This window comes from Streptomyces sp. CNT360, assembly GCF_000424785.1.
This window is the reverse complement of sequence record NZ_AUKO01000013.1, coordinates 168,015-187,334: the sequence shown is the minus strand read 5'-3', so window position 1 is coordinate 187,334 and position 19,320 is coordinate 168,015. Positions and strand designations below refer to the sequence as shown.

Genomic DNA, 19,320 nt, shown 5'->3' with positions numbered 1-19,320 from the left:
ATCCTCTCGTCAGGGTGTCGTCGTGCCTCAGAGGGCCGAAGCCGGGGCAAGTTCCAACTCGGGGTACTGGGACGGACCGCCGGCCTCCTCGAACGCCGCGTCGAGCAGCGCCACGTGCAAGCGGTCCCATCGCCCCCGGGACTGCAGAGCACGCCCGTGGCGGGTCAAGGCCCACGCCTTGAGGGCCGTCGGGTCCTGCATGAAGTTCCGCGCGTTCTGCCGCAGGACGGCGGGGGTGAACACCCTGAGATTGAGGCCCGTGCGCCAGAACTCAAGCCACCACTGGCACATCAGGAGCGGACCCGATTCGTCGTCCTTGACGTGATCGGGATGGTTACGCACCCAGATCGAGTCCAAGTCCGGGTGTGTGGTCGCGACTTCGAGCATGCGGCCGTGGGCCTGGTGCACTGCCAACTCCAGGGACTGGCGGTGCTGCTGGCGACGCTGGGCGACGTGCACCGCGGACGCGAGGGCGATGGTGGCGGCCAGAGCGAGAACGGGACGGTTCATCTGCGACCTTTACTCGAGGATGGATGGGGCGGTGTGGCAACCGGCGGCGGCATCCGGGGCAGTGGTGGTCGCCGTCGTGCTCGCTTGAGGAGAGTCAGGCCGCGTCCGGCGGGCCGTCAGCCGAAGGCGAGGTCGATCCGTCCGGCACGGCCGGCAGGCGCGCGAGCCGGTGAAGGCGCGAGAGGTCGAAGCCACGCTCCTGAACCTCACCAGCGGGCACGGCGAAGAGGTCGATCCCCTCTTCGCTGGATGCCGAAGGGGCGGCCTCCCTGATGGCGAGGAGCGCTTCGCCCTGCTCGCGGTGCGGAAGGAGACGCGGCGCACGATCGATGTGTCCCTCGAAAGTCATGGTCAGCCCTCGGTCAGGTATTTGAAGGTGAAGACGAGCACGACGCTCACGGTGACGATCAGGGCGACCTGCGCGCTGATCTGTCGCCAGCCCCAGCCCTTCCTGTCCATCCAGCGCAGCGGACGCCTTCAAGTCGGCGCGACGGGCTCCTCGGAGATCACGAGGTGGAGAAACGCACGGCAGTGCTCACCCAGGTGTTTGATCACGGCGTGGTACTCGTCGTCATCGGAGCTGATGTTGTGCCGGTCGAGGACGAGCACGCCGTCGGCCAAGCCCTCTCGGAGCTGCCGCTCGGCTTCCCGCCAACCAGGTCGATCCCAAGGCGGCGTGTAGACGCCCTGGCTCGCACTGGATGCCGGGAAGTACGTAGTGGTCACCGGGACCGCCACATCGTGGAGCCGGGCGGCGATCGCGTAACCGAGCTGGTCGGCCTCAGCCTGTAGCGTCCCCCAGTCCTCGTCAGGTCGGGCCCTCGGACTCGGTACCAGGCTGTACGCCAGCACGCGCAGCGGGTGATCGGCCTGTGCGCCGACGGTCTGACGGTAGAAGTGCTGGCGCAAGCCTCGGAGTTGGCCAGCTCGGGACTGGCCCTTCACCTGGGCAGAGGTGCGAGGCCAGCTCGGGTGGTCACGGCCAGCGGTCGGCGTCCCACCGCCCGTGTGCTTCTCTCGCCCCCGATCAAAGGCGACGAGGCTCAACACGTCGGCTCCGTGCTTGACTGCGTTGTGCGGCGACATGGGGGTGCCTCCGTGAGAGTGGGGATGACCGCGTACGTCGTCCGGCCGCCGTCCGCGAGGCCCCACCGAAGCGACAGGTAGGCGACGAGGTGCAGCCCTCGACCGCCGAGGCCGGCGGCACTCGCACGTCGTCGCCTCGCCGGTGCCGTGCTGTCGTCGGTGACTCGGATTCGAAGCTCGTGCTCGTCGTGTCGCAGTCGCAGTCGGACGTCCCCGGAACCGTGAATGATCGCGTTGGACACCAACTCCGAGACGACGAGCCGGGCCTCCTCTACCGGCGTCTCCGGCAACGACCAGTGCTTCAACACGGTGGCCGTCGTTCGTCGCGCTTGAGCGACGTGCACATCTACCGGCTCCATGGCCATCTCGAAGACGTGAGAGGCCAGCGGACACCGAGCGGTCGAGGCGACGACGGCGTGGGCGCCACCGTCGTCGCCCAGAGGTCGGGGCGACGTTGCTGTCCGGTGCGTGGTCATGAGCACATCGCACCGTGGCTGCGCGATCCGGGACAGGGGAAACCGGAGGGGGAAAACTTTGTCAAGGGGGGAAAACCAGGGGGGAGTTGAGGAGAGTATTGGCTCTCTCCCACGGATAGGGGTCAGACTCATGGCGGTGGATCCATTTGCCGAGTTGCTCCGTCACCTGCGGCGTAACGCGAATCGGTCGCAGGACGAGCAGGCTGGTGCGATCAACGCCGCCTCCGGCCGGGCAACGGTGACCCGCCGGGAGGTGAACCGGTACGAGAACGGTACGAACGTTCCAACGGACCACACCCTGGGGAACATCGCTTTGGCCTGTGGCGTCCCGCTGGAGCCGCTGCTGCGCGAGGCGAAAGCCGCCCGCGCCAGGCGGCGAGAGAAGAACAAGGCCGAGGCGGAGGACCTGGACGACGTGAAACGCCGAACGCTGCTGGGAGGCGCAGTCGTCGGTGCGGCTGCGGCTGCCGAGCCCTGGGGCCGACTGGCCTACGCACTCAGCAAGGGTTCCAAGATCGACCCTGAGTCTGCGGCGGTGCTTATTGATCATGCCGCCACGTTGTACGTGGACGAGCTGAACGAGAGTGCGCTCAGCCTGCAGTCCCGCGTCGAGGCGCACTTGGACGCGATCACCGCAGCCCTTCCCCGCGCCGGAGCCCACGAGCGAGCCCTGACCATCGCGGCCGGGGAGACTGCCGCTCTTGCTGGGTGGGTCGCCTGGGACCTCGGCCAGCAGGACAAGGCCACTTCCTATTACGGAGTGACCTCGGAGTGCGCGAAAAGGGCTGGACACCCTCCGCTGCGCGCTCTCGCTCTGGGCTACGCGAGCTACGGTGCCCCCAGTCCAGCGAAGGCGCTGGAGATGCTTTCGCAGGCAGCTCAGGACGTACGCGGACGTGGCAACGCAACCGCCGCAGCGTGGGCTCTGGGCCGGTACGCGGAGGAAGCCGCCCAGTCAGGCGATGACGCTGGCGCCCTTCGTGCTCTCGACCAGGCCAAGTTCGCTTATGACTTCGCCGACCATTCGAGCGAGCAGGCGTGGGTCCGCTTCGTGACGCCATACCGCATGGACTCGTTAACTCTCTCGGTCTACGGCGAACTCAAGCGTCAGGAGCTGACCACCACGGCCGACTCCGCAGTCGAGCGCCTCGGCGGTGAACTACCCGAGTCCGGTGTGGTCGTCCTGGGTGACCTGGCGTCCGCCCTTCTGCGCGGCGGTGACGTAGATCGCGGGGCCTACGTAGCGCACCAGTTCGCCGCAGCGGTGGAGTCGAAGCCCAACACCATGGGCCGGCAGCGGGCTCAGGCCATCGCTGCCGGGCTCCCCGACACTGAGCATGACCTGGCCAGCCACCTGCTGACGTTCGCAACGCTGTGAAGCGTCGAAGCGCAGGCTCGGTGAGAGTGAGGCGCTGTAGTGGGGGCCTTTACCCCGGGCGTGTCTCGTCGACGACCCAGGACAGGTACGCCTCCGACCCTCCGGTCACAGGCAGCGTGACCCACTGGGGGACGTCGTACGGGTGCCTCTCGTGCAGCCATGCCTCTAGCGCGGGGAGGCGATCCGACGACGTCATGTAGGAGATCCGCCACTCCTGCGCCGCCTCGACCTTCCCCTGCCACCAGTAGAAGACGGTGATGGGCGCATCGATGTGGACGCCCGCCGCCAGTTTGCTCTCAACAGCGCCTCTGGCGAGGGTCTTCGCCTGCTCCTCGTCGTCACTCGTCGTCTGCGCGATCACGATCTCGGGATCCATGCGGCTACCTCTCCAGCTCGGGTACCGCGACCCTATCCACTAGTCCGACGAAGGCGGGCGGGAGGTAGTTACCGGCAGGGCTTGGCGATTCGTTGCCCAGCAGACCGCTCGGACGATCAGTTGTTCAATGTGTCGGGATCGATCGCGTACGGGAACGCAAGCCAGTCATCGTTCATCAGCCCTCGTGCGAAACCAGCGAGCCGTAGGGAACCGGATCGCGCATCAGGCCCGGAGTAGCTGGAGTCGCCTGAAAAGGCGCCGAAGTACGAACACAGGGATCAGGCGTCGGAGCCCGAAGCGGTAGCCAAGGGCGCGCTCCATCGTGGTGACGATGTGCTGTTGGTTCCCCACCCCGAAGCCGCCCAGGTTCATCTCGGCGGCGGCGGTGACAGGTGTGGCGTTCCAGGCATCGCGACAGGCCTGCTTGAAGGCAGCGTCGAGGTTGGTGAGGCAGTTGTCGAATACCTCACTGAGTACCGTGCTCTCCGTCGCGATCCAGGCGCGGCTCTCTGCGAGGGTCTCCTGGAGGTCGTGTCCGGTGATTGCGAGCGTGCTCAGGACCTCGGGATCGTCGCTGGTGCGGCGGCGTATCCGGTAGGGGTACTCGATACGTGCGACCAGAACCTTCACCGCGGCGGCGTAGCGGTCTCGGCGGACGGTCGCTCCAGCGCGCAGGCCGGTGAGGATGTGTCCGAGGGCTCCCGCGACGACGGAGGAGCCCAGGACGAGCGCGAGGATCGTGATCACAGATGTGGATGCCGTTTCTGGTGCGGTGAAGGGTGCCGGGCCCATCGGCGAGCCTCCTGTTGTGTCTCGGCGGTACGCAGCGGGTGGGTGCCGTGGGCGGGTTGGCCATGTGGTGCGTCTTCGGCCGGCCAGGTGCCGGAGCGGCGCCAAGCCTCTTCGTAAAGCAGATGTCGGTGAACGAGAGTGATCAGCGCTTCCAGGCCGTCCTCGGGGATCCAGCGCAGGGCCGCGTCATCGCTGGGGTACTGCAGGCACAAGTCCCTTAGCGGCGGCGGGTTGCGGTGCTTGAAGGCACGGTCGGCCGAGTCGAGCGGGAAGGCGTGCACGGTGTAGTCGGGTCGGATGACGAGGCGGACACGTTCGGTGGGGTAGTTCTCGCGTTCCAGGGCGGGCAGCGGGCGCAAGGTGAGTTCGAGGAGCGCGGCTCCGCCCGGACCGATGCGGCCAGCCGCCTGCTCCACGCCGTAGACGGTATCGGCGTGGAACAGGTGGTCGGCGGCTGCGCCGGGGTCGGCGAGCACCGCCTTCAGCGGGTACGCCATGACCGGGCCGGTCGCGCGGGCTGCTGCCCGCGCGGGGAGACGACGGCGCGTCCGGTGGAGGTGATGCTGCCGGCCGCCAGTGCGCGCAGCGCGTCGGTAGCGTTCTGGGACTCGGACTGTGGGAACGGGTCTCCGATCAAGGTGTGCCAGATCTCGATGGCCGCAGCGTGCTGTCCGTCCTCTTCCAGACGTCGCGCCTCGGCCGCCCGTCGGGCGGTGGCGGCCAGCGTGGTGGCGTACGTGTTGCGCTCGTCGATCGTCCACTCGGCGGTGAGGTCGTCAACACCGGTCGGGTCGAGCACCGGGTGGGTGACCGCCTGGGCAGCTTGAGCCAGGGTGGTGGCGAGGGCCTGGGAGTGCTCAAGCGGGCCGGTGACGGCCGCGTAGGCGAAGGCCTCCCACAGCAGCCCGCAGGTGTCGTCGAGGACAGGGTTGCCCTTCTTGAACGACTTCAGCATGCGGACCTGGTGGACGAACCGTCCGCCGGTGGCTTGGTTGCGGGTGCTGATGATCCGGTTGAGCGTACGGGTGTTGGACCACTCCCAGGTGTCGTTCTCCCTGTCGGCGATGTGGACGATCTCGCTGTCTTCAACGTCGAGCGCGGGGACCAGGTCGAAGGTGAAGTCCAGCTCGGCGAAGGTGACCTGGAGGGCGTGGGCAGGGGCGTCATCCACGTCGAAGAGGGCGTCGGGGTACTTCTCGGTGATGACCTCGCGGATGAGGCTCATCGCGTGGGCCGGGCCGCCGGGCTGACGCAGGGCCTTCTCCAGGCGCGGATGCATCCGGATGACCATGTCGACGTCCTTGAGCGGCTTGAGCATCGTCTTACGGGCGAAGCTGCCCTGCAGGAAGGTGGCGATGGCCAGGCCAGCGTTCACCAGGTGTTCGGTGATCTCGTTGTGCCGCTTCTGGGCGCTTTTACGCTCGCGGCCATCGAGGTTGAGTTCCTCGTCGAAGGCATCGAAGGCGTTCTTGGTGCTGTCGTTCATCGTGCTGTCGTGCTCGTTTCTGCCGGCCGGGTAGATCGTGGTGCCCGGTGCCGGCTCCGGGGTCCCGTACGTGGTGAGGCGCCCGGGGTGGGTGCCTTCACAGGGGACAGACGACGTAACTCGGCGGTAGTGCGACGGGTGTGACGAGAGTTCAGTCGCAGTCGCGGCAGCGGCTGCTGGCGCCGTCGAACATGGCCGCCGGATGGACGACGAAGCAGGCCGTGCACTGGCGCTCGAACACCTTGCGGTCGCAGCCGCAGCGGTCGCAGTCGGGGCACGGGGCAGACTCGCAGCGGGCGCAGGCGCGGGCGAAGGAGGTGAAGTCCTCCCCGCAGTGTGCGCAGGTATAGCTGGCGGCCTCGGGGCCGTTGTATCGAACGGAGGGCGCGAAGGTCCTCCACGGCGCGAGGTCGGTGACGGCGACGGCGAGGACGTAGCCGTCCATGGCCGCGGTCTGCAGGTACAGCTCCTCACCGGCGACGGCGCCGTCACGGTAGGCAAGCCGGCCACGTCCCTCGGCGTGTCCCTGGCCCGACAAGGCCGTGCGCAGGACCGGGACCTGGCTCTGGTCGCTGCCGCGCCGCAGTGGGGGCAGGCCGTGGGAGGCGCCGAAGGCGAGGATGCCGTCGCGGTCGAGGAGCAGGATGTGACCGGGAGCTGGGAGACGTTCGCTGGCTTTCACGCACGCCGCCATACGGGAGGCATTGCTCACCCGCCACAGTGCGACTGCGGCGTCCGCCGTGGGGCCGACGGCAGTGATATGGCGATCGGTGAGTGTGTCGGGCAGGAGGATGTCGGCGGCGAAGGCATCGCAGGCAGCATCCTCCAGAGCGGCGCCACCGTCGGGCTCGGCAAGCAGGACGTCCATCAGCTCCACCACGGTCTGCTGCAGGTGGTGGCCCAGCTCATGGAGACCGGTGAACTCGCGGCGGGCCAGGCTGGCAGAGGTGGCGACGGCGAGGACGGCGGGAGTACCGGCGAAATAGGCACCGGAGACACTGCAGCCGCCGCCAGAGCGATCGTCGGGTACGTCCCTGACCTGAAGGCCGGGCCACTGCCGCAGCTCGTCAAGGGCGCCGTCGCCCAGCCGCTGGGCAGCGCCGGGGTGGTCGCGCTGAAGGACGGTGAGCATGGCCTTGGCCTGGGTACGGGCCGCGGCGCGGCGCAGGTAGTCCATCACTCGCTCTCCGAACCTAGGTGCACGTGGAAATAGCGGTCTACCCGAGCAGGCCAGTCCGCTTCCGCAGGGCGCTCCTGACGCGCTGCCAGTGTGAGCGTGGCAAAGAGTGCCTGTCGGCGGGCTTCCTGTTCAGCGGTTCCGGTGAGGTGGGCGAGCCGACGGATCTGTTCGCGGCGGGCGGGGCGACTCAGCTCGTGTACCAAACGGTCAGGCAACGGCGGATTGGCAGCCAGGATCACGTCCGCAGACATGCCCAGGGTCGGTGCGAGGAGGTGAGCTTCGGGCGGGGTGAGAGGTGTCTGCGCGCGCAGCAGCGCGAGGGCGCGCGGTGGCCTGATGCTCAAGCGATGGATCAGTTCGGTGGGGCCCAGGCCGCACTGCTTCAGCAGGGCAGGCAGACCGCCGCTGCCCCGAGGCGCCCAGCGCGCCGTCGCCAGCACGTCCATGGTGTCGGCGAGGGTGGAGCGGAACTCGGCCGCCTGCGATGCGGGGCTGGGAAGGGGGCTGCCATAGCGGTACCCAGAGGCATCCGGGGCGGGTGAGCCGTCGGCTTCCAAAGGAACGGACAGCCCACTGACCTGCCGGTCCAGGACATACCACGGAAGACGCCTGCCCAGACCGCACCACAGGGCAAGCGGCTGCTCCAGGGTGGAAGCCTCGGCGGGCAGCAGCACCGTGTCGGGATCGTTGAAGCGCGTCTCCAGGGAGACCGGCAAGGCGTGCACCGTGGTGTCATCGACCGCCGTGATAGCCACAACCTCGACAACGCCTTCCCACACAGCGCGCCAGATCTGGCCCGGTCGGGGATCACCCGGCACCGCCGCCGCCACGGTACGGACCGCATCGGGAACATGCAGCTGGGCGGCTGCAGCGCGAAGCCGCTCATATGCGCTGCTCGATGCCTGGCTCATCGGGCGGCCCCCATTCCTCTCAGCGGTCTGTTCCCACTATGGACAAACGACGTCACTCGCCGAACGTCAGGGGGGTTCACTGCTGCGGCGCAGCAGCGCTGCGGCTACCTCTCGGGGATCACTACCCGCAGCAGTCAGAGCCAGCATGAGCTTCTGACGCAGCGCATCCATGATCGCGGACGTCTGTCGGCGCCCGAGTCCAAGCAGGACGGAGACTTCCGCCGGATCGTCCTCCAGGAACGACAGCAGTTTCCGCTCCTGCGGGGACATGTCCGCCCAGATTTCCCCGGCTACGGTCTCGGCCTCCACGGGAACGGTCCCGTGTTCCTGACCGGTGGCAGAGTCGATGAGCTCGCCATCATCCGCGTACAGCGTCGTGTACTCGGCAGGAGAGAGCAGCTCGAAGCGGGCTTCAAGAACCTTGGCCAGTTCTTCCTCCCGGACCGCTCCACCTGCTGCCTCCAGCACTCCGGTGAGTACGGCCATCAGGGCGCGCACGGTTTCCCTGGGAGTCGGCCCGGAGTGGTTCCAGGCAGTGATCCATACTCCACGCACTTCCCAGGCGGCTTTGACCAGTTCATCTAGATCGCCTTGCCAGACGGCGCCGGGTGGGTGAGAGGTCAGGGCCCATCGGGGCGAAGTACCAGCCACCGCGCGAAACCGGCTGTCCGCGCCAAGGCGCGCAGCGAAGCGCCGCCGCAGCTTTCCCCGCTCGGTACGTTTGGCTTCGTCGATCAGGAAATTCCTGATCGACGTGAAGAACATCCTCTCCAGGGAAGCGTCGTCGACCGTCTTCAGAAAGCAGGTTAGGAGGAAGTTCTCGCCCTTCCTGCTGATCATCTCGAACAGGAGCTCGTCGACGGCCTCGTCCGTCCACGCGGCATGACCTTCGGGCGGTGGGAATCCCTGGGATCTTGCCACCTGACGACCGACGCATCGGAGCAACTCAAGACCCAGATCACCAAGCTGGCCGTACTGCGCCAGCTCCTCATGCGCCCCGCCCGCCATCGACCACCTCGGCCTCACCCTGCGGACTGCGCCGTCCGCACTGGCCTCTTCCTATACACCTCCCGAGGTGCGGACGGAGGTCCGCCACGCCGTTGACTCAGCACGAGAATGCTCGCCCGGCCGCGAACGGCGATGCATGGCGGTTCCCCGCGGGCCATCCCCCTGTCTCTCCATCCCAGGGACTTTCAGCGCTGCCCGAGGGACGATCAGGTCGCTCGATTTACCGTTTGAGCTTCCAGCCATGCCTCTACCTCCGACCAGCGGTAGCGCAAATAGCGGCCGACCTTGTGGGCTCGCGGACCCTGGTGTCGGTGATTCCATATGTAGACCGTATTCAGAGGTACGCCCAGGAAATCGGCCAGCTCCTCCGCGCTCGCCAAGGGGCAACGGTCCCCCGCGCCACTGGCGGCTTCTTCCGCATGGGCATTGGTTCGACGCATGGGCACTCCAGAACGATTCGAAGCGGGCAGGAAAGAACCACGTGAGCGGTATTCCGCCGTGGTGGCACGTGGAACGTTTGCACTAAATTCCGGCCGGACCAAACAGAGGCCCTCTCGACGAAACGCCTGCAACTCTTGCGAACTCTCGAAAAACATTGGTGAATGCTCGCTGAGGGTTCGGCGAGGGCTCGCCGAACCCTCAGCGAGCATTCACCTAGGTGAAATCTTCTCTACCGCTCTGCACCGTTTGTCGCGAAGACCCCAAGAATGCATTTGACATCTTCGGCTCGCCTGGATCAACATCCAATTCACTTAGGGCTCGTTGAACGGGCACCCGATCTCGCCGTCGACGATGGCCCTGATTCAGGAGAGTCCACGAATAGACTCAAAGGCCCATTGGAAACTAGGAGTTAGTTGATGCCGTACGACCGCTGGCACAAGTCGCGCCCGAAAGACGGGGAGTCGACCTGCAAGGAACACGGCAAAGTTCCGACGCGGGATCACGGGACGGGGAAGCGGTGGCAGGCCCGATGGCGCAACCGGGAAGATGTCCAGCAGACGGAGCTGTTCCGCACCGAGGTCGAAGCCCGCAAGCACGAGACCAAGATGCGGTCCGGAGTGGACGACGGCTCGTACATCAACCCTCGCGCCGGTGAGGTCAGGGTCGGTGAACTCGCCCTCACGTGGCTCAAGGGGCACGAACACAAGAATCCACGAACTTACCGACGCCACAAGGAGCGAATTCTCCTGCACGTCGTTCCTACCGCAGTCGGGAAGATGCGCGTAAAGGACGTGAACGCCTCGTCTTTGCTGGACTGGCTGCACGACCGCCGCAGGCTGCTCGAAAGTTCCACGCTGCGCCTGGTCTTCGACAATCTTCGGGCTGTCTTTGACCTGGCCGTGGACGACAGCCTGATACACAAAAATCCTTGCCTCGCCAAATCAGTGCAGGACGCCAAGCCGAAGCGAGGAGGGGGCGGCCGGGCAGAGCTGACCCTGACGTGGGAGGACACCGAGAAGATCCGTGCCGAACTTCCTGACCGCTACAAAGCACTTGTTGACTGCGGTCGCGGCCTGGGCCTTCGGCAAGGAGAGATATTCGGCCTGTCACCAGAAGATATCGACTGGACACATCCGGACGGCGCCATGGTGCACGTGCAACGGCAAGTAGTCCACGAAGGCTCGTTCCTCGTATACGCCCTGCCCAAGGGCGGAAACGACGAGGACTCGAAGGACCGGTGGGTTGAGCTGACCGACGAGGTGGCCATCCCCCTGCGCGAGCACATGGGGAAGTACCCGCCGGTCGAGGTGACCCGACCGTGGGGCAGCAAAGGCGGCGACCCGGTCACCGTGCGGCTGATCTTCTACACCCGGGAGAAGACCGCCATTCAGTCGAATTGGTTCAACTCATACCGCTGGAAGCCCGCCCTGGCGTCGGCCGGCCTCATCAAGCCCCTTGAGCCCGACGCGAAGGGACGACGCTGGGAGAAGTCCCGCGACGTGATGATGCACGCGCTCCGACACCTGTACGCATCAATGATGATCAACGGCGGGGTAGACGTGTACACGCTCGCGGACCGCCTCGGACACGCCGATCCCGCGTTCACCCTGCGTAAATACGTGCACCGGGTCGTGGGAGCCGGTTCCAAGGTCCGCATCGCGGTCCGGAGCGCCTACACCAAGGCCGCGTGACTCTTGCTCCGTTCGGCTTGTGCAACAACCGTGCAAGATGATCTCCAAGAGGTGTAATTTACGCAGGTCAGAAGCTTTGTATATGAGTTCCGGGACATCTGATACGAGGATGCCGTCGCACCCCGCCCGACCTGCGGCTCAGCGGGCCTGGGAGGGGTGCGGCGGCATCTCTGCGACGCCTGTGGGACTGTGAACCCGCGGTGGGTTGAAGGCTGTCTCAACTGGTGGGCTCGCAGGGGTGGCCCGCAGGCCGGGCAGGGGAGGCCGGAGAATCGGGCGCCGGTCCGGTACCTCGGAGGAGGACGCACGCACCCGTGCGGCCGAGGCGGGACCGCTCGCCAGGCGCGGGCCGGGTGGACTCCATGGCAGGGGCGCTCCGTAGGCGTCCCGGCTGCTCCTTCGAAGCCCGCGGTGTGCCCGGACGCGGGTCAGGCCCCCCACCCGGCCGCCCTGGGGGTGAGCCGGTCGACGGCTTCGGCGCCGACCGCCGGCGGCGCCTGCTTGTTCCCGCGGCAGCGGCCAGTCGCCGACGGTCAGACGCGGGCGGAGGCGGCCGGGGACCGCAGTTGCTCGATCACGTCGTCCAGATGCGCGGCGGCGGCCCGGGCCGCCGCCGTGGCGTCGCCGCCCACCACCGCCTCGATGATGGCCAGGTGCTGCGGCAGGGACCGGGCGGGGCGTCCGGGGCGCAGGGCCAGCCGGAACTGGAAGCGCACCATCGGTCCGTTGAGCCGGTCGAGGGTGCGCCGGGCGACCTCCTGTCCGCTGGCTTCGATGACCAGTTCGTGCAGTCGCTGGTTGAGGGCCGAGTAGGTGTCCCACGCGCCGTCGGCGACGCTCTGCCGCATCTCCGCGCCGATCCGGTCGAGTTCCGCGCGCTGCTCCCCGGTGGCCAGGGCGGCCGCCTTCCGGGCGCACAGCTGCTCAAGGGCCGAGCGGCACTCGGTGATCTGGATGGCCTCCTCGACGGAGACCATGCGCACCCGGGCCCCCCGGCGGGGGACGATTTCCAGGATCTCCTCGGCGGCGAGGTCCTGGAGCGCTTCACGGACGGCCCCGCGGGTCGCGCCGTAGGACTCGGCGAGGTCGTTCTCGACGAGCCGCTGACCGGGGACCAGGTCTCCGGAACGCAGAGCGTGCCTGATGGCGTCCGCCACATGCTGGCGGCCCGCGGCACCCGTGAGCTTGTCGGTCACTCGGCCGTCCTCTTCCGTCGTCGCCCGTCGCCGTCCGTCGGCGCCTTCCCGCAGGGAGAACCCTAGTGGGCGGGTCCGGCGCCCCCCTCATGCGGGATCCTCTCAGATCGGCAATCTCGCGAAACATCTTGTCAACAATCTCGTTGATGATTTAGCTTCCTCGGCACACCCCCGATCAGGAAGGAGCGGCCATGCCTGCCGTAGCAGCCACCGGCGCCCCGGAGGTCACCGGACGCGGCTCCCAGACCGCCGTCCCGTGCCTGTTCATGCGGGGCGGGACGTCGCGGGGACCGTTCTTCGACGCTCGGCTGCTGCCCGACGACCCGGGCCTCCGGGACGCCGTCCTGGTGGCGGCGATGGGTTCACCGGACGCGCGGCAGATCGACGGTCTCGGCGGTGCCCACCCGCTGACCAGCAAGATCGGCCTGGTGCGTCCGGCCTCGGCGGCCGGCGTCGACCTGGAGTGGACCTTCGCCCAGGTGCAGCCCGGCGGGACGCAGGTCGACACCTCGTCCAACTGCGGGAACATGCTCGCCGCCGTGGCGCCGTTCGCCGTCGAGACCGGCCTGATCGTCCCCACGGAGGACCGCACCACGGTCCGCGTCCTGACCCGCAACACCGGCATGGTCGCCGAGATCACCGTCGCCACCCCGGCCGACCGAACGGGCGCCCGGCACGTCGCCTACGAGGGCGCGACCCGCATCGACGGTGTCCCCGGCACCGCCGCTCCGGTCGAGATCGGCTTCGTGGACACCGCAGGTTCCGTCGCCGGTTCCCTCCTGCCCACCGGGCGGGCGCGGGACACCGTGGAGGTGCCCGGGACCGGCCCCGTCGACGTCACGCTGATCGACAACGGCCAGCCGCTGGTGATCGTCGCGGCCGAACGCCTGGGGGCGACCGGATACGAGACCCCGGCCGAGGTCGACGCCGACGAGGAGTTGCGGGCCCGGGTGGAGGCGCTGCGCCTGGTGTGCGGCCAAGCCATGGGCCTGGGCGACGTGTCGGAGCGGAACTATCCGAAGATGACGCTGGTGGCGCCGCCCCGGCACGGCGGCACCCTCTCCACCCGCAGCCTCATCCCCCGGGTCTGCCACCAGTCCATCGGCGTGCTGGCCGCCGTCACGGCCGCCACCGCCTGCGTACGCGACGGCAGTGTCGCCCACGAACTGGCCGCGGCCGTGTCGGGTACGCGACCCACCGTCTCCGTCGAGCACCCGTCCGGTGCCTTCGACATCACCTTGGCCCGTGACCCCGAGGATCCCCGGAAGGTCACGCGGTGCGCGCTGCTGCGCACGGCCCGCCTCCTCATGGCCGGGGACGTGCTCGTCCCCCGTTCCGTCTGGGACCCCGCCCCCACCGCCCTCCGGGAGAAGTCCTCATGATCATCGACATCCACGGTCACTACACCACCGCCCCCGTTCCGCTCGGGCGCTGGCGTGAGGCCCAGGCCGCCGCACTCACCGACCCGGCGCGGGCCCCGGACCCGGCCGGTCCGGTCATCAGCGACGACCAGATCCGCGAGTCGGTCGAGACCAACCAGCTGCGGCTGATGGACGAGCGCGGCATCGACGTCACCGTCTTCTCCCCCCGCGCCTCCTTCATGGCGCACCACATCGGCGACTTCGCGACCTCCTCGGCATGGTCCCGCATCTGCAACGACCTGTGCCACCGTGTCTGCGAGCTGTATCCCGAGCGCTTCGTCCCCGGAGCGATGCTGCCGCAGTCGCCCGGGGTGGACCCGGCCACCACGGTCCCGGAGATCGAGCGGGCCGTACGGGAGTTGGGCGCTGTCACCGTCAACCTCAACCCCGACCCCAGCGGCGGCCACTGGACCGCTCCCCCGCTCACCGACCGCTCCTGGTACCCGGTGTGGGAGAAGCTCGTCGAACTGGACGTGCCCGCGATGGTGCACGTCTCCAGCAGCTGCAACCCGGCCTTCCACACCACGGGTGCGCACTACCTGAACGCCGACACCACCGCCTTCATGCAGCTGCTCACCGGCGACCTGTTCGCGGACTTCCCCGATCTGCGCCTGGTCGTCCCGCACGGCGGCGGCGCGGTGCCGTACCACTGGGGCCGGTTCCGGGGCCTGGCGCAGGCGCTCGGCAGACCCGAACCGGAGGAGTCCCTCCTGCGCAACGTCTACTTCGACACGTGTGTCTACCACCAGCCCGGCATCGACCTGCTGCTGGAAGTGCTACCGGTCGGCAACGTCCTGTTCGCCTCCGAGATGATCGGCGCCGTCCGCGGCGTGGACCCGCGCACCGGCCACCACTTCGACGACACCCGCCGCTATGTCGAGCGGGCGGGCCTGCCCCCGGCGGATCTGACGGCGGTCCTGGAGGGCAACGCCCGCCGGGTCTACCCACGTCTGGACGCCCGCCTGACCGCCCAGGGCCGCTGACAGCCCCAGCCCACCGGCGGGGGCGACGGCGATTCCGCCCGCCCCGCCCCGCCTCCAGACAAGGAGCCGCACCATGCACCACCTCGGAGTCGTCCACCGGAACATCGAACGTGCCGACCGCGCGGCCGTCGAAGCGCTGTCGGCGTTCGGCGTCGCCACCGTGCACGAGGCGATGGGCCGCCTCGGCCTCATGCGCCCCTACATCCGCCCGGCCTACGAGGGCGCGAGGCTCTGCGGCACCGCGGTCACCGTGCTGCTCCAGCCGGGCGACAACTGGATGCTGCACGTCGCCGCCGAACAGGTCCGGGAGGGCGACGTGGTGGTCGCGGCCTGCACGACCGAGAGCGAGGACGGCTTCTTCGGGGAACTCCTCGCCACCTCGCTGCGCGCCCGCGGCGCCGGGGGCCTGGTCATCGACGGCGGCTGCCGCGACGTCGACGACCTGCGCCGGATGGACTTCCCCGTCTTCTCGCGCGCCGTCAGCGCCAAGGGCACCGTCAAGGCCACCCTGGGCTCGGTGAACGTCCCCGTCGTCGTCGCCAACGCGCTGGTCGAACCCGGCGATGTGGTGGTCGCCGACACCGACGGCGTGGTGGTCGTCCCCGCTGCCGGGGCCGCCGAGGTCGCCGACGCCGCCGCGCGGCGCGAGGCGGCGGAGGAGGGCAAGCGGCAGCGCTTCCGCGACGGCGAGCTGGGCCTGGACATGTATGCCATGCGCGGCCCCCTGGCCGACCTCGGCCTGACCTACGTCGACTGACGCCCGGAGGAGCACCCCCGATGGCTGAGCGATCCTTCCCCGTCACCCCCGGCTGGCTCGACTGGTACCGCGGCCCGTCGGAGCCCCGCTTCACCCTGCCGCCGGGCTCCGTCGACGCGCACTGCCACGTCTTCGGCCCCGCCGCCGAGTTCCCCTTCGCGCCGGAGCGCAAGTACACCCCCGTCGACGCCTCCAAGCACGACCTGTTCGCGCTGCGGGACCACCTCGGTGTCACGCGCAATGTCATCGTCCAGGCCACCTGCCACGGGGCCGACAACAGCGCGCTGGTGGACGCCCTGCTCACCGCCGGCGACCTGGCCCGCGGGGTGGCGACCGTGCGGTCCGACGTCAGCGACGAGGAGCTGCGGCGCCTGCACGAGGCCGGTGTACGCGGTGTGCGCTTCAACTTCGTGCGGCGCCTGGTGGACGCGGCGCCCACCGAGGCACTGGAGGCCGTCGTCCGCCGTGTCGCGCCGCTGGGCTGGCACGTCGTCCTGTACTTCGAGGCGGCGGACCTGCCCGGCCTGGAAAGCTTCTTCGCCTCCCTCCCGGTGCCGCTCGTCATCGACCACATGGGACGCCCCGACGTCACCAGGAGCGTGGAAGGCCCCGAGTTCGCCCGCTTCCTGCGCTTCGTTGAGGCCAACGACGTCTGGGTGAAGGTCTCCTGCCCCGAGCGGCTGACCGCGACGGGTCCGCGCGCCCTGGACGGGGAACGCGACGCCTACCGGGACGTGGTCCCGTTCGCCCGGAAGGTCGTCGACACGTTCACCGACCGGGTCCTGTGGGGCACCGACTGGCCCCACCCGAACCTCAAGGACCACATGCCCGACGACGGTCTGCTCGTCGACCACATTCCCCGGGTGGCGACCACGCCTGACCGGCGGCAGGCCCTGCTGGTCGACAACCCCATGCGTCTGTACTGGCCGGAAGAGGCCCGCTGACGCCAGCTCGGCCCGGCGCCGACGCCCGAGCCCCCACTCCAGGAGCGTGCAGTGCAGCACATCCGCACCACCAACGCGGCGAACCGGCGGGACCGGTTGCCGATCTCGAAGTTCCACAAGACCGCTCTCCTCGCGGTGGCGTTCGCCTACTTCTTCGAGTTCGCGGACATCAACACCTTCGCCATCACCGCACCGGTGGTGCGTGAGCAGTGGGGCGCCGGAGTCGACGACATCGCCTATGTGACCTCCACGTCCTTCGTCGGCATGTTCATCGGCGCCGTCGTGGCCGGCGGACTGGCGGACCGGCTGGGGCGCAAGCGCACCCTGACCTGGACCACGCTGTGGTTCACCCTGTGGTCCTTCGCCTGCGTCTTCGCCTGGGACATGTGGTCCCTCGGCCTCTTCCGCGTGCTGACCTCGGCCGGCCTGGCCGCCATGACCGTCGTCGCCGTCGTCTACATCAGCGAGCTCTTCCCCAGCGCCAAACGCGGGAAGTTCCAGGCGTACGCCATCGTCATCGGCATCTGCGGCACCCCCGCCACCAACCTCATCGCCTCCGCGGTGGTGCCGGTGTCCGACTGGTCCTGGCGCCTGGTCTACCTCTGGGGCACGCTCGGTGTCCTCTTCCTGTTCTTCGTGCGCAAGCTGGAGGAGTCCCCGCAGTGGCTGGAGTCCCGAGGCCGCCACGAGGAGGCGGAGGCCGTCCTGACGCGCATCGAGGCGAGCGCGGCAGCCGAGCACGGCGCCCTCCCCGAGCCGCGAGAGCCCCAGCCTCATCAGGGGCCGGCCGCCAAGCGAGGGCCGGGGATGCTCAAGGACAAGAAGTTCCTGTATCCGACGATCCTGCTGTCGGTCCTGTGGATCACCCAGACCATCGGGTTCTTCGGCTACTCCAGCTGGGCTCCGACGCTGCTCGCCGCCGAGGGGGTCAGCGTGGAGGACTCGATCTTCTACGTCGCCCTCACGACGGTCGGCGCGCCGCTCGGCTCCTTCCTCGCCGCGATGGTCACCGACCGCTTCGAACGCAAGTGGTGCCTGGTGGTGTTCGGCGTGGTCATCGCCGCCTCCGGGCTGATGTACGGGCTGACGTTCACGCCGGTGCTCATCGTCGTCTTCGGCTTCCTGGTCAACCTCTTCGAGCGGGGTTACACGGCCTTGGCGTATGCGTACTCCCCCGAACTGTTCAACACCAGCGGCCGTTCGCTCGGCACCAGCATCGCCTACGGTCTGGGGCGCCTGTCGAACGCGGTGGGCCCGCTGATGATCGCCGGCATCTACAACGGCATCGGCTACGAAGCGGTCTTCATGTTCATCGCCGCCACCTGGGCGCTCGGCGCCCTCGTCCTGGCCGTCTTCGGACCCGCGACGCGCCGCCGGAGGCTGGAGGCCGAGAGCGAGGCCGACACCGTGACACCCTCATCATCGGCCACCGTCACATCCTGACACCCGGACGGCGAGAGCCGCCACGCGTACAGGGCGAGCACGTCACGTTCGTCATCGGCCAGGGCCAGAAGGGCCCGCAGGCACAGAACCTCGTCCGCGACCGAGCAGGCGGAAGACCCTGGAGCGAGGCGGCCGTCCGGTCCGCGGACGGGCGCAACCGTCCAGGACAGGACGGGCCGACCGGCAGGTGGGCCGCACCTACCCGAAGCCGGACTCCAGCGGAGCGGACGTGCCTTGACTTCACGTCGCCGGGTCCGGAAATCTTGAAGAGGCTTGTTCAAGTAACTGCTGTGGTCTCAACGCCCATACCGGCGAGCTGGCATGTGGCCGTGGACATGCAGTCGCCCGACCAGGTTGTGCGCCTGTCTGTCCGCTCCACGGCACCGCGTCAGGACGCGAGAGAGCTTGCCACAAGAGTCAACACGACCACCAAGACCACCAACAGCATCGCTGATACCACGAGGCCGGTCAGGATGGGGCGTGCCTCGGGGAGCGGCACGATCTTCGGGTAGGTCCTGGTCAAGTGGCGGGCGGTGACTGCTCGTTCGGGGCCGGTCGTGGGGAGCCCGAGGTGGCCGGTCAGCCGGTCCAGGTCCTCGGGGGCGTACGTGCTGCCGTTCAGGCGGAGCAGCACCTTCCCGTCGCCGTTCAGCACGAACAGCGCCGGGAACGGCCCGCCCTTGGCAGGAACGAGCGTCACCCGTACCACCTGCGCGGCTCCCGCTCTGGCGTAGGAGCGACGGCGCAGGACGCCGACGGTCTCGATCCGGTCCCACGTCACCTCGACGCGGACCCGGGACACGCGCCTCCACAGCAACAGGCACGCCACCGCCGCGACCGCCGCGGTGACCAGCAGCGCGGCCGTCCCGTCCAGAGATGTCGCGGGAGACAGGGCAACGAGACCGAGCACGGCCGCCACCAGTACGACCGCCCAGCGCAGCCCCGCGGTCGGGCGCAGCACCAGGGGCGTCTGCCCCGGCCCGGGGGACGACGGCCACGACCCGCTCATCTGCCGCGCGCCGACCGGGCGTTGGTGTCCGCCGTCGGTCGGTTCCGTGGCCATGCGCCCCATCGTCGCACGCGGTATGCACCGGAAGGCCCCAGAAGTGTCGGCGTACACACGCGGGTGTGCGGCAACGCCTCGTTCCCTCCGGCCCCTTCGGGCGGAGACGGCGCTGCTCGGCGGCACCCTCACTGCGCACGGCAGCGTGGTCGCGCGTATGCCGGGGCGGCGCACCTGG

General features: G+C 68.7%; 21 protein-coding genes. 7 read left to right on the top strand and 14 right to left on the bottom strand.

Translation table 11 applies throughout. The annotated features are described in order from the left end of the window. Positions 1–27 precede the first annotated feature (27 nt). The 4 genes from H297_RS0115355 to H297_RS41700 form a co-directional block, all read right to left on the bottom strand. Complete coding sequence (locus H297_RS0115355) at positions 28–510, bottom strand: DUF6082 family protein (RefSeq protein ID WP_027737769.1); 483 nt, start codon at positions 508–510, stop codon at positions 28–30. Positions 511–604: 94 nt separating this feature from the next. After that, the gene (locus tag H297_RS0115350) at positions 605–859 is read right to left on the bottom strand and encodes a hypothetical protein (RefSeq protein ID WP_027737768.1); all 255 of its coding nucleotides are present in this window, start codon (positions 857–859) and stop codon (positions 605–607) included. Between the two features lie 128 nt (positions 860–987). Beyond that, a complete protein-coding gene (locus H297_RS0115340; RefSeq protein WP_239081534.1) occupies positions 988–1,419 on the bottom strand; it encodes a hypothetical protein in 432 nt (143 codons plus the stop codon). A 134-nt stretch (positions 1,420–1,553) separates the two neighbouring features. Continuing rightward, positions 1,554–2,072: an ATP-binding protein gene (locus H297_RS41700; RefSeq protein ID WP_203600517.1), complete on the bottom strand. Its 519-nt coding sequence runs from the start codon at positions 2,070–2,072 to the stop codon at positions 1,554–1,556. Between the two features lie 130 nt (positions 2,073–2,202). Here H297_RS41700 and H297_RS0115330 point away from each other — a divergent pair, with 130 nt between their 5' ends. Continuing rightward, a complete protein-coding gene (locus H297_RS0115330; protein ID WP_027737766.1) occupies positions 2,203–3,450 on the top strand; it encodes a helix-turn-helix domain-containing protein in 1,248 nt (415 codons plus the stop codon). Positions 3,451–3,499: 49 nt separating this feature from the next. Here the strand turns inward: H297_RS0115330 and cutA are convergent, their stop codons facing one another. The 8 genes from cutA to H297_RS41695 all read right to left on the bottom strand — a co-directional run bounded on the left by cutA (position 3,500) and on the right by H297_RS41695 (position 9,643). Then, on the bottom strand, positions 3,500–3,826 hold the full coding sequence (gene cutA, locus H297_RS0115325) for a divalent-cation tolerance protein CutA (protein WP_027737765.1): 327 nt from the start codon (positions 3,824–3,826) through the stop codon (positions 3,500–3,502). A gap of 222 nt (positions 3,827–4,048) precedes the next feature. Next, the gene (locus H297_RS36565) at positions 4,049–4,573 is read right to left on the bottom strand and encodes a hypothetical protein (RefSeq protein WP_051351865.1); all 525 of its coding nucleotides are present in this window, start codon (positions 4,571–4,573) and stop codon (positions 4,049–4,051) included. Then, on the bottom strand, positions 4,570–5,115 hold the full coding sequence (locus H297_RS42740) for a hypothetical protein (RefSeq protein ID WP_106959633.1): 546 nt from the start codon (positions 5,113–5,115) through the stop codon (positions 4,570–4,572). Before H297_RS42740 ends, H297_RS36565 begins: the two co-directional genes overlap by 4 nt. Further along, complete coding sequence (locus tag H297_RS0115310) at positions 5,100–6,104, bottom strand: nucleotidyltransferase domain-containing protein (protein WP_027737764.1); 1,005 nt, start codon at positions 6,102–6,104, stop codon at positions 5,100–5,102. Before H297_RS0115310 ends, H297_RS42740 begins: the two co-directional genes overlap by 16 nt. Positions 6,105–6,255: 151 nt before the next feature. Next, the gene (locus tag H297_RS0115305) at positions 6,256–7,281 is read right to left on the bottom strand and encodes an ImmA/IrrE family metallo-endopeptidase (RefSeq protein WP_203600519.1); all 1,026 of its coding nucleotides are present in this window, start codon (positions 7,279–7,281) and stop codon (positions 6,256–6,258) included. Next, positions 7,281–8,195: a hypothetical protein gene (locus tag H297_RS0115300; protein WP_027737762.1), complete on the bottom strand. Its 915-nt coding sequence runs from the start codon at positions 8,193–8,195 to the stop codon at positions 7,281–7,283. Before H297_RS0115300 ends, H297_RS0115305 begins: the two co-directional genes overlap by 1 nt. Before the next feature lie 66 nt (positions 8,196–8,261). Further along, positions 8,262–9,203, bottom strand: coding sequence for a hypothetical protein (locus H297_RS0115295; RefSeq protein ID WP_027737761.1), 942 nt, complete (start codon positions 9,201–9,203; stop codon positions 8,262–8,264). A 206-nt stretch (positions 9,204–9,409) separates the two neighbouring features. Continuing rightward, positions 9,410–9,643: a helix-turn-helix transcriptional regulator gene (locus H297_RS41695; RefSeq protein ID WP_078514122.1), complete on the bottom strand. Its 234-nt coding sequence runs from the start codon at positions 9,641–9,643 to the stop codon at positions 9,410–9,412. 417 nt (positions 9,644–10,060) lie between these two features. Between H297_RS41695 and H297_RS0115290 the strand changes: the two genes are divergently transcribed. After that, positions 10,061–11,335: a tyrosine-type recombinase/integrase gene (locus tag H297_RS0115290; protein WP_027737760.1), complete on the top strand. Its 1,275-nt coding sequence runs from the start codon at positions 10,061–10,063 to the stop codon at positions 11,333–11,335. A gap of 533 nt (positions 11,336–11,868) precedes the next feature. On the opposite strand, the gene H297_RS0115285 is transcribed toward H297_RS0115290, so the two are convergent. Further along, positions 11,869–12,531: a GntR family transcriptional regulator gene (locus tag H297_RS0115285; protein WP_027737759.1), complete on the bottom strand. Its 663-nt coding sequence runs from the start codon at positions 12,529–12,531 to the stop codon at positions 11,869–11,871. Between the two features lie 191 nt (positions 12,532–12,722). Between H297_RS0115285 and H297_RS0115280 the strand changes: the two genes are divergently transcribed. The 5 genes from H297_RS0115280 to H297_RS0115260 all read left to right on the top strand — a co-directional run bounded on the left by H297_RS0115280 (position 12,723) and on the right by H297_RS0115260 (position 18,079). Continuing rightward, on the top strand, positions 12,723–13,913 hold the full coding sequence (locus H297_RS0115280) for a 4-oxalomesaconate tautomerase (protein WP_027737758.1): 1,191 nt from the start codon (positions 12,723–12,725) through the stop codon (positions 13,911–13,913). Next, positions 13,910–14,935: an amidohydrolase family protein gene (locus tag H297_RS0115275; RefSeq protein WP_027737757.1), complete on the top strand. Its 1,026-nt coding sequence runs from the start codon at positions 13,910–13,912 to the stop codon at positions 14,933–14,935. The genes H297_RS0115280 and H297_RS0115275 overlap by 4 nt, the downstream gene beginning before the upstream one ends. Before the next feature lie 73 nt (positions 14,936–15,008). Continuing rightward, on the top strand, positions 15,009–15,692 hold the full coding sequence (ligK, locus tag H297_RS0115270) for a 4-carboxy-4-hydroxy-2-oxoadipate aldolase/oxaloacetate decarboxylase (RefSeq protein WP_027737756.1): 684 nt from the start codon (positions 15,009–15,011) through the stop codon (positions 15,690–15,692). A 20-nt stretch (positions 15,693–15,712) separates the two neighbouring features. Then, positions 15,713–16,636, top strand: coding sequence for an amidohydrolase family protein (locus H297_RS0115265; RefSeq protein WP_027737755.1), 924 nt, complete (start codon positions 15,713–15,715; stop codon positions 16,634–16,636). 51 nt (positions 16,637–16,687) lie between these two features. Continuing rightward, on the top strand, positions 16,688–18,079 hold the full coding sequence (locus H297_RS0115260) for an MFS transporter (protein ID WP_027737754.1): 1,392 nt from the start codon (positions 16,688–16,690) through the stop codon (positions 18,077–18,079). 388 nt (positions 18,080–18,467) lie between these two features. Here the strand turns inward: H297_RS0115260 and H297_RS0115255 are convergent, their stop codons facing one another. Next, a complete protein-coding gene (locus H297_RS0115255; protein WP_051351864.1) occupies positions 18,468–19,142 on the bottom strand; it encodes a hypothetical protein in 675 nt (224 codons plus the stop codon). Positions 19,143–19,320: the final 178 nt, after the last annotated feature.

Excerpts from the sequence above, each read along its gene's own strand:
- H297_RS0115350 (WP_027737768.1), bottom strand. The coding sequence starts at position 859 with ATGACTTTCGAGGGACACATCGATCGTGCGCCGCGTCTCCTTCCGCAC.
- H297_RS0115255 (WP_051351864.1), bottom strand. The coding sequence starts at position 19,142 with ATGGCCACGGAACCGACCGACGGCGGACACCAACGCCCGGTCGGCGCG.
- H297_RS0115305 (WP_203600519.1), bottom strand. The coding sequence starts at position 7,281 with ATGGACTACCTGCGCCGCGCCGCGGCCCGTACCCAGGCCAAGGCCATG.
- ligK (WP_027737756.1), top strand. The coding sequence starts at position 15,009 with ATGCACCACCTCGGAGTCGTCCACCGGAACATCGAACGTGCCGACCGC.
- H297_RS0115300 (WP_027737762.1), bottom strand. The coding sequence starts at position 8,195 with ATGAGCCAGGCATCGAGCAGCGCATATGAGCGGCTTCGCGCTGCAGCC.
- H297_RS0115310 (WP_027737764.1), bottom strand. The coding sequence starts at position 6,104 with ATGAACGACAGCACCAAGAACGCCTTCGATGCCTTCGACGAGGAACTC.
- H297_RS0115265 (WP_027737755.1), top strand. The coding sequence starts at position 15,713 with ATGGCTGAGCGATCCTTCCCCGTCACCCCCGGCTGGCTCGACTGGTAC.
- H297_RS0115330 (WP_027737766.1), top strand. The coding sequence starts at position 2,203 with ATGGCGGTGGATCCATTTGCCGAGTTGCTCCGTCACCTGCGGCGTAAC.
- H297_RS41695 (WP_078514122.1), bottom strand. The coding sequence starts at position 9,643 with ATGCGTCGAACCAATGCCCATGCGGAAGAAGCCGCCAGTGGCGCGGGG.
- H297_RS0115280 (WP_027737758.1), top strand. The coding sequence starts at position 12,723 with ATGCCTGCCGTAGCAGCCACCGGCGCCCCGGAGGTCACCGGACGCGGC.
- H297_RS0115295 (WP_027737761.1), bottom strand. The coding sequence starts at position 9,203 with ATGGCGGGCGGGGCGCATGAGGAGCTGGCGCAGTACGGCCAGCTTGGT.
- H297_RS0115355 (WP_027737769.1), bottom strand. The coding sequence starts at position 510 with ATGAACCGTCCCGTTCTCGCTCTGGCCGCCACCATCGCCCTCGCGTCC.
- H297_RS42740 (WP_106959633.1), bottom strand. The coding sequence starts at position 5,115 with ATGGCGTACCCGCTGAAGGCGGTGCTCGCCGACCCCGGCGCAGCCGCC.
- H297_RS41700 (WP_203600517.1), bottom strand. The coding sequence starts at position 2,072 with ATGACCACGCACCGGACAGCAACGTCGCCCCGACCTCTGGGCGACGAC.
- cutA (WP_027737765.1), bottom strand. The coding sequence starts at position 3,826 with ATGGATCCCGAGATCGTGATCGCGCAGACGACGAGTGACGACGAGGAG.
- H297_RS0115275 (WP_027737757.1), top strand. The coding sequence starts at position 13,910 with ATGATCATCGACATCCACGGTCACTACACCACCGCCCCCGTTCCGCTC.
- H297_RS0115290 (WP_027737760.1), top strand. The coding sequence starts at position 10,061 with ATGCCGTACGACCGCTGGCACAAGTCGCGCCCGAAAGACGGGGAGTCG.